Genomic DNA, 15,765 nt, shown 5'->3' with positions numbered 1-15,765 from the left:
CCCTGGCCGGGGCCGACCCTGATGCAGGTTCGCACCCGGCCTGAGGTCACAGCCGGATGTCACAGCCGGATGCCGGATGCTCTGCCGGGACCCGCCCCGGAGGGGCCGATGCCCCGCCTACAGCTTCTCGACCGGTGCGTAGCGCAGCAGTAGCTTCTTCGGGCGCTCGTCGCCGAAGTCCACCGTGACCTGGGCATCCGCGCCCGCCCCCGTCACCTGCATCACTGTCCCCAGCCCGAACTGGTCGTGGGTGACCCGGTCCCCCACGTTCAGCGTGATCACCGGCTTGTCGCCGGCCCGTCGCGTCGCGAATCCCGACGCCCTGCCGGAGCCCGCGCGGGAACGCGAGGAGGACAGCGACGAGGAGACCCCCGACGTCGGACCCGCCGGGGCCGCCATGGCACCCAGGCGCTTCCACTCCAGGTGCTGTGCGGGGATCTCTTCGAGGAAGCGTGAGGCGGGGTTGTACGAAGGCTGGCCCCAGGCGCTGCGCAGCGTCGAGCGCGTCAGATAGAGCCGCTCGCGGGCGCGGGTGATCCCCACGTACGCCAGCCGGCGCTCCTCCTCCAACTCCTTGACCTGTCCGAGCGCCCGCATGTGCGGGAAGACGCCGTCCTCCATGCCGGTCAGGAAGACAACGGGGAATTCGAGCCCCTTGGCCGTGTGGAGTGTCATCAGGGTGATGACGCCGGAGCCGTCCTCCTCCTCGTCGGGGATCTGGTCCGAGTCGGCGACCAGGGCCACCTTCTCCAGGAACTCGGCGAGCGTTCCCGTACCCTCCTCGTCGCTGCGGTCCTGCTCGAACTCCAGGGCGACAGCGGCGAGTTCCTGGAGGTTCTCGATCCTGGTCTCGTCCTGAGGGTCGGTGGACGCCTGCAACTCGGCCAGATACCCGGTCCGCTCGAAGACGGCCTCCAGCACCACGGCGGGCCCGGCGCCCGACTCCACGATGGTGCGCAACTCCTCCATCAGGACGTTGAACCGCTTGACCGCGTTGGCCGAGCGGGCCGCCATGCCGTACGCCTCGTCGACCCGGCGCAGCGCCTGCGGGAAGCTGACCTTCTCCCGCTGCGCGAGCGCGTCGATCATCGCCTCGGCGCGGTCGCCGATGCCACGCTTGGGCACGTTGAGGATACGGCGGAGCGGGACGGTGTCCTCGGGGTTGGCCAGGACGCGCAGATAGGCCAGCACATCGCGGACCTCCTTGCGCTCGTAGAACCGGACCCCGCCGACGACCTTGTACGGGAGGCCCACCCGGATGAAGATCTCCTCGAAGACACGGGACTGCGCGTTCGTCCGGTAGAAGATGGCGACGTCGCCTGCCTTCGCGTCGCCCGCGTCGGTCAGCCGGTCGATCTCCTCGGCGACGAACTGCGCCTCGTCGTGCTCGGTGTCCGCGACATAGCCGATGATCTTCGCGCCCTCGCCGGCCTCGGTCCACAGGTTCTTGGCGCGGCGGTTCTCGTTGCGCTCGATCACCGCGTTGGCCGCGGAGAGGATCGTCTGGGTGGAACGGTAGTTCTGCTCCAGGAGGATCGTCGTCGCGTCCGGGTAGTCCTCCTCGAACTGGAGGATGTTACGGATCGTGGCCCCGCGGAACGCGTAGATGGACTGGTCCGCGTCACCGACGACGCACAGCTCGCCGGGGGCCTTGCCCTCACCGGACGGGCCGACCAGCTCGCGCACCAGCGTGTACTGGGCGTGGTTGGTGTCCTGGTACTCGTCGACCAGGACGTGCCGGAAGCGCATCCGGTAGTGCTCGGCCACGTCCGGGAAGGCCTGCAGCAGATGGACCGTCGTCATGATGATGTCGTCGAAGTCCAGCGCGTTGGCCTCGCGCAGACGTGCCTGGTAGAGCGCGTACGCCTCGGCGAGGGTCTTCTCGAATCCTCCCCCAGACTCCGTCTGGGAGGTGCCCCCAGCGGCCTGCCCCGCGAAGGTCTCCTCGTCGATCAGCTCGTTCTTCAGGTTCGAGACCTTGGCGTTGAAGGACTTCGGCGGGAACTTCTTCGGGTCGAGGTCCAGGTCGCGGCAGACCAGGGCCATCAGCCGCTTGGAGTCGGCTGCGTCGTAGATCGAGAACGATGAGGTGAACCCGAGCTTCTTCGACTCGCGGCGCAGGATCCGCACGCACGCGCTGTGGAAGGTCATGACCCACATGGCCTGGGCGCGCGGGCCGACCAGCTCCTCGACGCGCTCCTTCATCTCGCCCGCGGCCTTGTTGGTGAAGGTGATCGCGAGGATCTGACCGGGGTGCACCCCGCGCGATCCGAGCAGGTGCCCGATCCGGTGGGTCAGCACCCGGGTCTTGCCCGACCCGGCACCGGCCACGATGAGCAGCGGCGAACCGGCGTGGACGACGGCGGCGCGCTGCTCGGTGTTCAGCCCTTCGAGCAGCGCGGCGGGATCCACCGCGGGGCGCGGGGCGCCGTCGCGGTAGTACCCGTCGTGCCGGGACGGGGCCCCTCCCGAGGTGGGCCACGCACCGGCGAAGAGGTCGTGCGGGACCTCCTCCGGCGGGTGGCTCCCTCCGGCGTGGCCGCCGGCGGAGTCCTCGGCGGGCGGCGGGGGCTCTTCCTCCGGGGGCTGGAGGTTCGCCAGGAAGCTGTCGTCAAAGAGGCTGCTCATCGTCCACCGAGTCTAGGCCGAGCCAGTGACAGTCCGGGGCCGTACGTCCGGCCGGTGCCCCGGCCACCCCCGCCCCCCGGCTACCCCCGCCCCCGGCCACCCCCGGCCGCCCCGCTCCCTACAGGCCCCCCGGGCCCCGCACCGGCCCACCGCCCGATGCCGGAGGCTCTCTCCTCTCCCCCTCCCCTCACATCGCCCGGCGCCGTCCCTCCACGATCGCGTGACGCAAGGTCACGGAATGCGACCGCTCGGACAGGACCAGCCGGTGCACGCGGCGGCAAGGTCACGGAAATGTATCGGGCATATCGAACATCAGTCTTCCCACCCGTCACAGGAGTTGGCTATCTTGCTCGCTCAGGACCGCACGTACCCCCCTCGGCGAACCCCGCCGGAGCGAGTGGTCCGCGCCGAGTCCGTACCGCACCGCCGCCCCGGCAGGCGGTCCACGGAAGGAATTGCCCGTCTTGGCAACGCACCGCAAGCCGCGTTCCCGCGTACGCGGTACCGCCCCCGCCGTCGCCATCACGACCGCGGCCCTCGCGTCGGTCTCGCTGTTCGCCCAGAGTGCCGGCGCGGCGCCGCGGCCCGCGGCGAAGCCGAAGCCGAGCATCGAAGAGGTGCAGAGGCAGGTCGACGGGCTCTACCAGCAGGCCGGAACCGCCACCCAGCGCTACAACCAGGCCGAGGAGGCCACGGCCGGGCAGCGCAGGACGGTCGACACCCTCCTCGACCAGGTCGCCGACCGCACCGAGAAGCTGAACGACTCCCGCCGCGCGCTCGGCAACTACGCCGCCGCCCAGTACCGCGAGGGCACGCTCTCCACCACGGCCACCCTGCTCCTCGCCGACGACCCCCAGTCGTACTTCGACCAGGACCAGCTGCTGAAGCGGCTCGGCGACCGCCAGGAGAAGGCCGTCGCCGACTACCGGACCCAGCAGCGTTCGGCAGCCAGGAAGCGCGGCGAGGCGGCCCGCAGCCTGGAGAGCCTGAGCGAGTCGCAGGAGGCTCTGAGGGCGAACAAGCAGTCCGTCCAGTCGAAGCTCAGCGAGGCGCGGCAGGTGCTCTCGAAGCTGACGGCCGAGGACAGGGCACGGCTCGCGGCGCTGGAGAAGAAGAAGGAGACCGAGGCCAGGCGCAAGGCCGCGAAGCTGGCCCGGGAGCAGGCCGCTGCGGAGAAGAAGCGCGAGGCCGCGGGCAGCACCGGCAAGGGCTCCGGCTCCACCACGGGCTCAGGCACCGGCAGCGGCTCCGGCTCCGGCACCGGCACGACGTCGGGCAAGGCCGCCGAGGCCCTCGCCTTCGCCCGCGCCCAGATCGGCAAGCCGTACGTCTGGGGCGCCACCGGGCCCAGCTCCTACGACTGTTCGGGCCTCACCCAGGCGGCCTGGAAGGCTGCGGGCGTAAACCTCCCGCGGACCACCTGGGACCAGGTGAAGACCGGCACCCGGGTCGCGACGAAGGACCTGCGCCCCGGCGATCTGGTCTTCTTCTACGACGACATCAGCCACGTCGGGATGTACATCGGCGACGGGATGATGATCCACGCCCCCAAGCCGGGGGCCTTCGTGCGCGAGGAGTCCATCTACTACATGCCGATCTACGGCAGCGTGCGGCCCGCCTGACACCGGGCGCCGGCCCCCACCCGGCACCGGACACCGGGCCGCCACCGCGCACCTCGCACCGCACACCGCCACCGGAGCACCCGTCCGCACAGCGGACCCACGGACCAGCGTGGGGGCGGGGCGGACCCACGGACCAGCAGGGCAGGGCGGGCCCACGGCCGCTCCGCTCCCGGACGGCCGGGCGTCGCGGGGCGCGTACACTGCCGGTATGGGACACATACATGCGGTGACGGAGAGCCTGGTCCAGGCCCCGCGCTCGCTGGGTCCCGAGGCGCCCCGGGCGCGCTGCCGTGCGCTGCACGGTCACGGCTAGCAACCTGTCCGACCGGCGCCCGCGTCCGGTCCACTCCCTGTTGACGACGCGCCCGCCGCTTACGACTCCGGGCGACCCCTGTCGCACCCCGGCCCTCTTCTGAGCGCCGCGGCGAACTCCCCCGGCGCGCCCGCGCCGTACGCCCCGCACCGCACCGCACCGCACCGCCACCACCGTGTGCACCTGCCGCGGCAGCCCGCACCACACCGCCGTGAGCACCTGCGGCGACAACAGTTCCCCCCACCGCACATCCCGCACCCCCCGCTACCCCCGTGGCCCGCGCCTCCGGCGTACCGCCTGCGTCGCTTCCCGCGACCGCCGGCGGGCGGGCCGCACCCGAGAGGACCCCTGTGAAGTTGAGCGAGTTGCTGGCCGGGCACGACCACGAAGTACTGCTGGGCGATCCGGGAACGAGGGTCACAGCGGGAGCGTGCTTCGACGCCCACCGGGTCTCGCCGGGTTCGCTCTTCATCGCGGTCCCCGGGCACCGCGAGGGCGGCCCGGGAGCAGTCGGTTCCGCGCTGGCCCGCGGCGCCGTGGCAGTGCTCGTGGAGGAGCCCGCACCGGGTCTTCCCGCCGCGGTGTGGCCCTCGGCCGGGGGTGCCTGCGTCGTACGGGTGGCCGACACCCGTAAGGCCGCCGCGCTGATCACCTCGCGCTACCACGGAGAACCGGGCCGGTCGATGGACATGGTGGCGGTCACCGGCACCAACGGCAAGACGTCCGTCTCGTACATGGTCGAGTCCGTGCTGCGGATCGCCGAGGGCGCGAAGGTGGGCGTGATCGGGACGGGCGGCAACCGGATCGGTGACGAGGTGATCCCGATGCCGCGCTCGGTGCTGACCACCCCCGAGGCGCCGGACTTCCAGTACCTGCTGGGGCACATGCGTGACCGTGAGGTCGCCACCGTGGTCCTGGAGGCCACATCGATGGGCCTGCTCAACCACCGGGTCGACCATGCCTTCATCGACGTGGGCATCTTCACCAATCTCACCCAGGACCACCTGGACGACCACGGCACGATGGAGCACTACCGGGACGCCAAGCTCCGGCTCTTCGACGGGCTCTGCCGGCGCGCGGTGGTCAACGCGGACGACCCGGTCGGCGCGCTGATCCCGGCGATGATGCCGGGTCTCGTCCGTACGTACGCCCTGGACGCCGAGGCCGACTACCGGGCGACCGACCTGGACATGGACGCCTTCGGCACGCGGTTCACGCTCCACCACGACGGGCGCAAGTATCCGGCCGCGATCCCCGTGCCCGGCAGGTTCTCGGTCTCCAACGCGCTGGCCACGCTCGCCGCCTGCCACCTCCTGGGCCACGACCTGAACGGCCTGGTGGCGGCGCTGGACCGGATGCCCCCGGTCCCCGGGCGTCTGGAGCGGTTCGAGGCTCCGCACGGCGCGTCCGTCATCGTGGACTACGCGCACTCGCCCGACTCCCTGGAGAAGGTGCTCACCGCGGTGCGGGACTTCGCCACGGCCCGCGTGATCACCGTCTTCGGCTGCGGCGGCGACCGGGACGTCACCAAGCGGGCGCTGATGGGAGAGATCGCCGGGGCCCACTCCGACCTGTGTGTCCTCACATCGGACAACCCCCGCGACGAGGACCCCGAGGCGATCATGGACCAGGTCGCGCCGGGGCTGACGGGCACCGGCACCCCGTTCGAGCGGATCGCCGACCGCCGCGACGCCATCGCCTTCGCCCTGTCCGCCGCGGGCCCGGCCGACATCGTGCTGGTCGCGGGGAAGGGCAGCGAGCCGTACCAGATCGTCGGCGACCGGCTGATCCCGTTCAGCGACATGGCCACGGTGCGCGAACTGTCCGCCGCACAGCAGTAGGCCGGCCGACCAGGAGTGGGCGGGCCCCGGCCGTCAGCACCCAGGGGCGGGACCCGTGCCGCGGCCGGCCGTACGGGACCGGCTCACGGCCCGACACAGGACCGAGGCGCGGGCACCGGCCGTACGGGCGGTGCTGGCGGGCCCCCTTACGGCCGCCCGCTCAGGTCCAGAGCACCGCGATGAAGATGTTGACGACCGTCAGGCCGCCGACCGCGCCGAAGAGGCCCTTGTCGATCCGCTCGTCGTCCCGCTTCACATAGACGAGCCCCAGGATCACCACCAGGATCGCCAGCTTGATCCCGATCTTGACGGTGTTGATGGTGTTCCCGTCGGCCTGGTTCAGGCCGACCAGCGCCACCCCTGTCACCAGCATCGTCAGCGCGCCGTGCAGCATCGCGGGGCCGAACCGGGCCTCGCCGGTGCGCATCGCCTTCATCTGCGTCAGGAAGCCGCCGAGCAGTGCGGCGATACCGATGATGTGCAGGCCGACGAAGGCATTGATGAGTACGTCCATGGGATTCGACCTTAGCCACCGCCTCCCGGGCGGTTGCGACCGGTCCCGGCCCCCCGTCCCGGCAGGCAGCCGCCACGGAGAGGCCCGGCGCAGCCGCCGCGGAGAGGCCCGGCGCGGCTGCCGCGGAGAGGCCCGGCGCAGCCGCCGCGGAGAGGCCCGGCGCGGCTGCCGCGGAGAGGCCCGGCGCGGCTGCCGCAGGGACGTCCGGCGCGGCAGCAGGACCGGGTGGCACCGCCCAGGACCTCGACACAATCGACCCCATACGGTCAACAGCAGTCAGTGAAGGCCAGATTTGACCACTATGTCCCATCAGGTCTCGTTCCCATAACCCCAGGTTTAGCGTTCTTGCTCAGGTGACCGGCTCCCCACCGCCGCCCGCGACCGGACGGCCGCCGGTCATCACCGCCGAGAGATCCGGCGGCGGACCCGCTCCCCCTGTGCGGGCCCGCCGCCGGGCGCGTATCCGCTCCCGCTCCCCCGCGGATACGGCAAGGACGTACGGAAGGACGTGGACGCCCTCGTGGCCGCTCACCGAAAACCCAGGCAACGCCCGCTCACCGGCCCCGCGGCCCGGACCGCCGCGACACTCGCCCTCGCCGGGGCCGCATCCGCCACGGCGTTCCAGGGCGTCGGCAACGCGGCGCCGCGCCTCACCCCCGCTCAGGTCAGAGCCCAGGTCGACGCGTTGTACCGGGAGGCGGAGACCGCCACCGAGAAGTACGACGGGGCGAAGGAGAGGACCGCGGCATCGGAGAAGTCACTGCGCTCCCTGCGCGATCAGGCCGCCCGCAGGACGGAGCAGCTCAACACCGCGCGCTCCGCGCTCGGTTCGACGGCATCGGCCCAGTACCGCAACGGATCCATCGACCCGTCCCTGCAGGTGTTCCTCTCCTCCGCCCCGGCGCGGTACCTGGACCGGGCCGCCTACGTGGAGCGGGCCGGCGACCAGCAGGCCGCGCGGGTCGCCGGGGTGCGCCGGCAGATGGGGCAGCTCGCCCAGCTGCGTTCCGAGGCGGACTCCGCCCTCAGCGGGCTGCGGACGCAGCAGGCCGGCCTGAAGAAGCAGAAGACCACCGTGCAGAGCAAGATCCGCGCGGCCGAGGCACTGCTCTCCCGGCTGTCGGCCCCCGAGCGCTCGCGGTACGAGGCCCGGGGCGACGGCAGGTCCGCCGCCCCACAGGCCGCCACCCGCTCAGCGGTACGCGGCCCGGTCGCCGCCCCGGGCTCCCGCGCGGCGCGGGCGGTCGCGTTCGCCTACAGCGCGCTCGGCAAGCCGTACGCCTGGGGGGCCACCGGGCCCTCGTCCTTCGACTGCTCCGGCCTCACCCAGGCCGCGTACCGCTCGGCGGGGATCTCGCTCCCGCGCACCACGTACACCCAGATCAACTCCGGGCAGCGGGTGAGCCGTTCCGAGCTGGCCCCCGGCGACCTGGTGTTCTTCTTCTCCGGCATCAGCCACGTCGGCATCTATGTGGGCGAGGGGCGGATGATCCACGCCCCGCACCCCGGCGCCCCGGTCCGGCTCGCGCCGATCGGTCAGATGCCCTTCGCGGGCGCGACCCGGCCGGTGTCGGGCACCTGAGCGACGGGCGCGCCGGCCCTGACCCCCGGCCTGAACTGCGCGCTCAGCCAGGTGAAGACATCAGGCACCTGCTTGCGCCAGACGGCCAGACTGTGCCCGCCCGTCACCGGGATGACCTGCACCGACGTCGGTGGTTTGGCCGCGGCGCGCAGGGCCAGGCCGTCCCGGAACCCGTCGCGCGGCGCACCGGAGAGGAACAGCGAGACGCGCGGCGGGGTCTTGGCATGGCGCAGGATCCACAGCGGATTGTTCCTGCGCCGCAGCACCGGGTCCTTGGCCGTGATGGAGGCGCGCTCGGCCGCGGGATCGTTGTAGCCGGAGAGCCCGGCCGCGGCGCGGTACCGGTCGGGGTGCGCCAGCGCCAGCTTGACCGCACAGTGCGCACCCGCCGAGTATCCGGCGACCGCCCATCCGGCCGCTCCGCGCTTCGCCCGGAAGGTGTCGTTCACCATCGTCGGCACATCGACGCTCAGCCAGGTGTCCGCGTTGATCAGTCCGTTCACGTTGGCACAGCCGGTGTCCTGGCTGCCCAGCAGTGAGGTGCGCGGCGACACCAGGATGAACGGGGTGATCCGCCCCTCCTCCATCAACGGCGCCAGCTGCCGTTCCGCGCCGAGGCTGGAGAACCACGCCTTCGCCGTCCCGGGGAAGCCGGAGAGCAACTCGACCACCGGGAAGGAGTGGTGGCGGAAAGCCGGTTCGTCGTACTCGGGCGGCAGCCAGACGTACACCTCGCCGCGCACCCCCGACACCTGCCCGGTGAGTGTGGTGCTGCGCACCCCGTGACCCATGCGCGGATCGTTCACCGGCTTGAAGGCGGCCCGCTGGTGCGGCTCGGAGGCGAGCTGGCGCCCGCCGAGACCGTCGGCGCCGAGATCGGGCGCGGCGACCACGTGGTTGCCGGTGCCGAGCAGGTCGGCCCAGCTGTCGTAGAGGCCGTTGCTGTTGTTCACCGCGACGAAGACGACCAGCACCGCGGTCGCCTGCGCGAACAGCACCATCACCAGCCGAGCCGCACCGCGCACGGCCGCAGGACCGGCGACGCGTCCCCACAGCAGCAGGGGCAGCAGCACCGCGACGCCCATCATGGCGATCGCGGTCAGGAAGAACGGGGTTCCCGTCAAGCTCATCACGTGGGGAAAGATGCCCTATTGGAACAGGGGGTTACCTGTTTTGCACCCTTTTTACGTCGTCACGTACGGCGATGACGCCACACGTACGGTATATGCCCGTTCCCTGTGCGGCCCTGGCCGACTCTGCCCATACCTGCCCATACGCGTACACGCCCCGCCCGTCGGGCGGCGGTTGGCCCGCGAGGAGGGCGTCACGGGCGGAGCACCACCCTTGCCCATCCGTGGAGACGCGGCTAAATTAGATATCACTTTGATGCACTCTGGTTAGCAAAACGAGGGAGAACACCATGACGGGAACACCCGGGCAGGACCCCACGCCCACCGACAGGCCGGCCACGACGACCGCAGCCGGGCTGGAGGCGGACGCCCCCGAGATGCCGACGCCGCATGTGTACGAGACCCAGGCCCACGGCATCGCGGGCGGTTTCGCCCTGCTGCTCACTCTGCTCGGCGCGGCCGTGGGGCTCGGTCTGCTCATCGGCGGCGGGGTCGCCGGCAGTGGACTGGGCGCGGCCCTGGTCATCGTGGGCATCGTGGTACTGGTGGTCTCCCTGTTCTGCATGACCGGCGTGAAGATGGTCGCCCCGGGCGAGGCCCGCGTCATCCAGCTCTTCGGGCGGTATGTGGGCACGATCCGCCAGGACGGGCTCCGCTGGGTGAATCCGCTGACCAGCTCGCGGAAGATCTCCACCCGGGTGCGGAACAACGAGACGTCGGTCCTGAAGGTCAACGACGCCTACGGCAACCCGATCGAGCTCGCCGCTGTCGTGGTGTGGAAGGTCGAGGACACCGCACAGGCGCTGTTCGAGGTGGACGACTACCGCAAGTTCATCGCGACCCAGACCGAGTCGGCCGTCCGTCATATCGCCATCGAGTACCCGTACGACGCACACGACGAGAACGCGCTCTCCCTGCGCGGCAACGCCGACGAGATCACCGAGAAGCTCTCGCTCGAACTGACCGCACGCGTGCAGGCCGCCGGGGTCCGGATCATCGAGTCCCGGTTCAGCCACCTCGCGTACGCCCCGGAGATCGCCTCGGCGATGCTCCAGCGCCAGCAGGCCGGCGCGGTCGTCGCGGCCCGCCAGCAGATCGTCGAGGGCGCGGTCGGTATGGTCGAGCAGGCCCTGGTCCGGATCAGCGAACAGGGCATCGTGGAGCTGGACGAGGAGCGGAAGGCCGCCATGGTCAGCAATCTGATGGTGGTGCTGTGCGGCGACCGCGCCGTCCAGCCGGTCCTGAACACCGGCTCTCTCTACCAGTGAGCGGGGAGGGGCCAGTGGAGGAGGGGCCAGTGAGCGACGAGAGCGCCGGCACCCCGGCCCCCTCCGGCCGGCCACCGCGGGCGGCCAGGGCACGCAAGCAGGTGCTGCTGCGGCTGGACCCGTCCGTGCACGACGCCCTGGCGCGCTGGGCGGCCGACGAACTCCGCAGCGCCAACGCCCAGATCGAGTTCCTGCTGCGCAAGGCCCTCTCCGACGCCGGACGGCTGCCGCGCGACGCGGGCGCCCTCCCCCGCCGCGGCAGGCCACCGGGCCCGGGCCGCGGCGACGGGACCGGCTGACGGGTCCGGCTCACGGGCGCCCGGCCGGTGGTCCGCATCGGTGCCCCCGGCCGGCCCTGTCGCTGACGAGCCGGCCGGGGGCGTCGACGCGGCGCCGGCCGATCAGCCGGTCCTGCGCCGCCGTCCCTCCGCCGTCTCGCCTCCGTCCCGCCGCCGTCAGACCAGCCGGCGGGCCGTCGCCCAGCGGGTGAGCTCGTGACGGTTCGAGAGCTGGAGTTTGCGCAGCACGGCCGAGACGTGCGACTCGACCGTCTTCACCGAGATGAAGAGCTGCTTGGCGATCTCCTTGTACGCGTAACCGCGCGCGATGAGGCGCAGCACCTCCCGCTCACGCTGCGTCAGCCGGTCCATGTCCTCGTCCACCGGCGGTGCGTCGGTGGAAGCGAAGGCGTCGAGGACGAACCCCGCGAGGCGGGGGGAGAAGACCGCGTCACCGTCCTGCACCCGGAAGATCGAGTCGACCAGGTCGGTGCCGGTGATCGTCTTGGTGACGTATCCGCGGGCGCCGCCCCTGATGACACCGATCACGTCCTCCGCCGCGTCCGAAACGGACAGGGCGAGGAAGCGGACCGGGTGCTCCGCGTGGGACATCAGCGCGGCCGAGCGGCGCAGCACCTCGACGCCGCCACCGCCCGGCAGATGGACATCGAGGAGGACGACCTCGGGGCGGGTGGCCTTGATGACGGTGACCGCCTGGTCGACGTCGGCCGCTTCACCGACGACCTCGACACCCGTCGACTCGGTACGGCCGATCTCCGCCTGCACCCCCGTGCGGAACATCCGGTGGTCGTCCACGAGGACGACCCTCACCCTCCGGGCCTCCCCGGGCAGTGCGCTGTCCGCGTCCCCCTGGGCCCGGTCGGCCCCGGTACGGTCGGTGGGCTCGGTACGGTCGGTGGGCTCGGTCATGCTCGCTCCATCTCCAGTTCCACTACGGTGCCGCCGTCGGGAGCGGAACGCAGGCTTGCCGTACCGCCGTTGCGCTGCATACGGCCAATGATCGATTCTCTTACGCCCATACGGTCGCCGGGCACCGCGTCGAGGTCGAAGCCGGGCCCCCGGTCCCGTACCGACACGAAGACCGTACGGCCTTCGACCTCCGCGTACACCTGTACCGCCCCGCCCTCGCCACCGTACTTGGCCGCGTTGACCATGGCCTCGCGTGCCGCCTGCATCAGGGCCGACAGCCTCTCGTCCAGGGGGCAGTCGCCGACGACCACCACCTCCAGCGGCACCCCGTGCTTGTCCTCCACCTCGGCTGCGGACTGCTTGACCGCATCGGCGACGGTCTCGGGCTCGTCGTCCTTGTCCTTGCCTGTGCCCTCGGGCCGGTAGAGCCAGGCGCGCAGTTCGCGCTCCTGCGCGCGGGCCAGTCTGCGGACCTCGCCCGGCTCCTCCGCGTTGCGCTGGATCAGGGTGAGGGTGTGCAGCACCGAATCGTGTACATGGGCGGCGACCTCCGCGCGCTCCTGGGCGCGGATGCGCATCAGCCGCTCCTGGGAGAGGTCCTGGGTCATCCGGACGAGCCAGGGGCCCGCCAGCAGCGCTATGCCGGCGACGACGGCGAGCGCGGCGGTCAGGACATTGCCGAGCTGCGCCGCCGAGCCCCGGATCACCAGGAACGCCGCCAGCCCCACACCGACCAGCACGACCCCTGCCAGAGCGCGGCCGAGCGGGAGCAGTCTGCTGCTGCGGCCGACCTCGGACCAGTGGGCGCGGCGCGCGTTGTCGGCCTGGCGCCAGACGAGGACCACACCGGCGCCGATGAGCAGCACGGGCCAGATGTACGGGCTGGCGTCGCCGCCGATGTCCACGTTCCCGATGAAGACGGCAACCCCGACGATCAGCGCGATGAGGGCGACGATCTGGCCCCGGTCGGGCCTGCGCAGCCGGCGGCGGCCGTCCGGGGATTCGTCGGGGGGCGGCTGCGTGGCGTGCCGCTCGACCCCGCCCGCGCCGAGCGGCACGACGAACCAGAACGCGGCGTACAGCAGCGCCCCCAGCCCCTCCAGTGCGAAGAGCACGATGAAAGCGGCCCGCACCCAGGAGACGGGCACCCCGAGGTGTCCGGCGAGCCCGCGGGCGACGCCGCCCAGCATCCGCCCTTCGGCGCTGCGGTACAGCTTGCGCGGCGCGGGGCCGTCCGGGGCTTCGGGGGCGGCGCCCGCGGAGCGGGGCGGGGCGGCTGGCATGGTTCGATCGTCACATGGCCGGGCCTCCGCGGGCATCAGGGAAAACCCCCTGGTTCCGGGGTACGAAATCAGGGATCGGCCAGGGTCGCGGCGGTCCCCGGCCGCGGCGGGCGGCCGTCACCATGGGGGTATGACAACCCTGCCGCCGCTGAGCGAGCCGCGACCGCACCTGCGGCGCCACCGGAGCAACAAGGTGGTGGCCGGGGTCTGCGGGGGGCTCGGCCGGCACTTCGACCTGGACCCGGTCGTCTTCCGGGTGGTGCTCGGTGTGCTGGCGGTGACCGGCGGCGTGGGACTGATCTTCTACGGTTTCGCCTGGCTGCTGCTCCAGCTGGACGGCGAGGACGAGAACGAGGGGCGCAGGCTGCTCACCGGGCGGGTCGAGGGCGCTTCCATGGCCGCGGTGCTCTGTGCGCTGATCGGCTGCGGGCTCTTCCTGTCGATGCTGCACTACGTGACGGTGCTGGTCTTCGCGGCCCTGTTGTCGCTGGCGACCGCAGGTTCCGCGGTCTGGTCCGAGCGCCGCAGGCTCACCGGCCCCGAGACCCCGGAACCGGCCGGCGCGCAGCGGGTGCCCGGGCAGAAACCGGCCGGGCAGAAGGTGCCGGACGCGCCACCGGAGACGCAGGCGCCGCCGACGCCGGGCGGGCCTTCCTGGTGGCGGGACCCGATCATCAAGGACGGCACCACAGGCCCCATCGGTTCCGGGTATCTCTGGGGCCCCTCGGACACCACACCGGATCCGCCGCCGTCCCGGAGGTCGCCCTGGGCGGCGGCCCCCGCGTCGAGCCGGGGGCCGCGCGCTGTCGGCGGCCGGCTCTTCCTGGTCGCACTGGTCGCGGCCGGACTCGGCACGGGCCTCACCTGGCACAGCCTCCCGGTCGGCACGAGTCTGCAGACCGGACTCGCCTGCGCGCTCGCCGTCTTCGGACTCGGCCTGCTGCTCAGCTCGTTCATCGGCAGGACCGGGTCCGGCACGCTCGTCCTGGTGGTGCTCACGACGGCGCTGCTGGCCGGCGCGAGCGCCCTGCCGAAGACCGTCACCCCGGACTGGATGCGCAGGCAGTGGCAGCCGGCCTCGGTATCGGCCGTGCATCCCCGCTACCAGGTCGGCACGGGCTCCGGGACGCTGGACCTCCGGGGGCTGCGCGTACCGGCGGGGACGACCGTCCGTACACAGGTGGAGGTCGGCGCCGGGCGGGTGTCGGTCGTCGTGCCGAAGAATGTGACCGTACGGCTCAGGGCCGAGGTGGGGCTCGGCGACGTCCGGTTGCCCGGTGAGAACCAGAACGACATCGACATCTCACCCGCCCGGGACAGGCGGGTGACCCTCGCCCCGCAGGGCGGTGGGAGGCCCGGAGGCACGGTCGACCTGCATCTGGAGGTCGGCCTGGGACAGGCGGAGGTGACCCGTGCACGGTGACGGAGCAGGACTGGGCGGAGCGGCGGCCCCCGGAGCGGGCCCCGGGGGCGGGGACGGAGGCGCCCGGCTCTCCGGACCGCGGCCGGGAGAGCCGAAGTCCGGGCGGCCGGGCCGGGAGTTCCGGCACGAGTTCCGGCCGGGAAAGGCCGTCGCCGGGCTGGTGCTGCTGGGCATCGCGGCCGTCTATCTCGGTGACGCGGGCGGCCTCTGGCGAACGCCCCCGGTGGCCGCGCTGCCGCTGCTCGCCGCCGGGCTGGTGCTGGCGGGGATCGCCAGCACGGTCGGTTACGGCATCCGCCGCCGGGCGGCCAGAAGGGCGTCCGCCGAGAACAGCGGCGACCCCGCGAGCAGGAGCGGCAGCCAGGCCATGAGGTAGGCGAGGTCGTTGCCGTAGTAGTACGGCGTGGCCTGCCAGCTCACGGTCAGCCAGAGGGTCAGCGAGATCAGGGCGCCGCCGAGCGCGGCGACGCGGCCGTACAGCCCCAGCAGGGTGCCGACGCCGACGGCGATCTCACCGATGGCGATCGCGTAGCCGAAGCCGGACGGGCTCTTCAGGGCCAGGTCCACGAGGGCCGGGACGGCCGCGGAGCCGCGTACGGAGTGCATGAGCTCACCGAGGGAACCGGCGCCTGTCGCGTGCAGGAAGGCGGAGTCGGTGAGCTTGTCGATACCGGCGTACAGGAAGGTGATGCCGAGGAAGATCCGCAGCGGCAGCAGCGAGTACCGCCCGGCGGTCTCCTTCCAGCCGCCGTTCCGGCTGCGGACGCTGCCGCCTATCCCGATGGGTGTGCCCGTCCGGTATCCCTGAAACATCGCCTGGCCCTGCCTTCCGATTGCCCCGTAGCGCGTGCCGGTGCGGCGGGCGCAGTCATGATTTTGCGCGGCCGCAGGACCGCGCCGCGAACGGGGTGCCCCACCGGGGCTGCGGGACGCCTCGTCCCCATGTCGGGGCG

Annotated in this window: 13 protein-coding genes; 7 read left to right on the top strand and 6 right to left on the bottom strand. The window is 72.1% G+C overall.

Annotated elements, in window-relative coordinates; translation table 11 throughout:
• Positions 1-117: 117 nt before the first annotated feature.
• Complete coding sequence (pcrA, locus tag OG917_RS21265; protein WP_328319183.1) at positions 118-2,628, bottom strand: DNA helicase PcrA; 2,511 nt, start codon at positions 2,626-2,628, stop codon at positions 118-120.
• A gap of 464 nt (positions 2,629-3,092) precedes the next feature.
• Between pcrA and OG917_RS21260 the strand changes: the two genes are divergently transcribed.
• Together OG917_RS21260 and OG917_RS21255 are read left to right on the top strand one after the other, a co-directional pair.
• Positions 3,093-4,250: a C40 family peptidase gene (locus OG917_RS21260; RefSeq protein ID WP_328319182.1), complete on the top strand. Its 1,158-nt coding sequence runs from the start codon at positions 3,093-3,095 to the stop codon at positions 4,248-4,250.
• A 663-nt stretch (positions 4,251-4,913) separates the two neighbouring features.
• Complete coding sequence (locus OG917_RS21255; protein WP_328319181.1) at positions 4,914-6,404, top strand: UDP-N-acetylmuramoyl-L-alanyl-D-glutamate--2,6-diaminopimelate ligase; 1,491 nt, start codon at positions 4,914-4,916, stop codon at positions 6,402-6,404.
• Between the two features lie 160 nt (positions 6,405-6,564).
• On the opposite strand, the gene OG917_RS21250 is transcribed toward OG917_RS21255, so the two are convergent.
• On the bottom strand, positions 6,565-6,918 hold the full coding sequence (locus tag OG917_RS21250) for a hypothetical protein (RefSeq protein WP_328319180.1): 354 nt from the start codon (positions 6,916-6,918) through the stop codon (positions 6,565-6,567).
• Between the two features lie 520 nt (positions 6,919-7,438).
• Here OG917_RS21250 and OG917_RS21245 point away from each other — a divergent pair.
• Entirely contained in the window at positions 7,439-8,500 is a 1,062-nt protein-coding gene (locus OG917_RS21245; RefSeq protein ID WP_328319179.1) for a C40 family peptidase, read from the top strand.
• Here OG917_RS21245 and OG917_RS21240 read toward each other — a convergent pair.
• The gene (locus tag OG917_RS21240) at positions 8,455-9,630 is read right to left on the bottom strand and encodes an alpha/beta hydrolase (RefSeq protein WP_328319178.1); all 1,176 of its coding nucleotides are present in this window, start codon (positions 9,628-9,630) and stop codon (positions 8,455-8,457) included. The genes OG917_RS21245 and OG917_RS21240 overlap by 46 nt on opposite strands.
• A gap of 290 nt (positions 9,631-9,920) precedes the next feature.
• On the opposite strand from OG917_RS21240, the gene OG917_RS21235 reads away from it, so the two are divergent.
• On the top strand, positions 9,921-10,898 hold the full coding sequence (locus OG917_RS21235) for an SPFH domain-containing protein (protein WP_443058999.1): 978 nt from the start codon (positions 9,921-9,923) through the stop codon (positions 10,896-10,898).
• Between the two features lie 29 nt (positions 10,899-10,927).
• A complete protein-coding gene (locus OG917_RS21230) occupies positions 10,928-11,197 on the top strand; it encodes a hypothetical protein (RefSeq protein ID WP_443058998.1) in 270 nt (89 codons plus the stop codon).
• A 156-nt stretch (positions 11,198-11,353) separates the two neighbouring features.
• Here the strand turns inward: OG917_RS21230 and OG917_RS21225 are convergent, their stop codons facing one another.
• Complete coding sequence (locus OG917_RS21225; protein WP_328319177.1) at positions 11,354-12,106, bottom strand: response regulator transcription factor; 753 nt, start codon at positions 12,104-12,106, stop codon at positions 11,354-11,356.
• Positions 12,103-13,389: a PspC domain-containing protein gene (locus OG917_RS21220; protein ID WP_328319176.1), complete on the bottom strand. Its 1,287-nt coding sequence runs from the start codon at positions 13,387-13,389 to the stop codon at positions 12,103-12,105. The genes OG917_RS21225 and OG917_RS21220 overlap by 4 nt, the downstream gene beginning before the upstream one ends.
• Positions 13,390-13,519: 130 nt before the next feature.
• Here OG917_RS21220 and OG917_RS21215 point away from each other — a divergent pair, with 130 nt between their 5' ends.
• Both OG917_RS21215 and OG917_RS21210 read left to right on the top strand, forming a co-directional pair.
• Positions 13,520-14,812: a PspC domain-containing protein gene (locus OG917_RS21215; protein ID WP_328319175.1), complete on the top strand. Its 1,293-nt coding sequence runs from the start codon at positions 13,520-13,522 to the stop codon at positions 14,810-14,812.
• Positions 14,802-15,188, top strand: a complete 387-nt coding sequence (locus OG917_RS21210; RefSeq protein WP_328319174.1) for a hypothetical protein — start codon at positions 14,802-14,804, stop codon at positions 15,186-15,188. The genes OG917_RS21215 and OG917_RS21210 overlap by 11 nt, the downstream gene beginning before the upstream one ends.
• Here the strand turns inward: OG917_RS21210 and OG917_RS21205 are convergent.
• Positions 15,098-15,625 carry a DoxX family protein gene (locus OG917_RS21205; protein ID WP_328319173.1) on the bottom strand — a complete coding sequence of 176 codons (528 nt, stop codon included), beginning with the start codon at positions 15,623-15,625 and terminating at the stop codon, positions 15,098-15,100. The two genes, OG917_RS21210 and OG917_RS21205, sit on opposite strands and share 91 nt — an antisense overlap.
• Positions 15,626-15,765 lie beyond the last annotated feature (140 nt).

The organism is Streptomyces sp. NBC_00388 (assembly GCF_036061255.1).
Lineage (GTDB): Bacteria > Actinomycetota > Actinomycetes > Streptomycetales > Streptomycetaceae > Streptomyces.
Note: the sequence above shows the minus strand (reverse complement) of the source record. Positions and strands in the feature narration are given on the sequence as shown.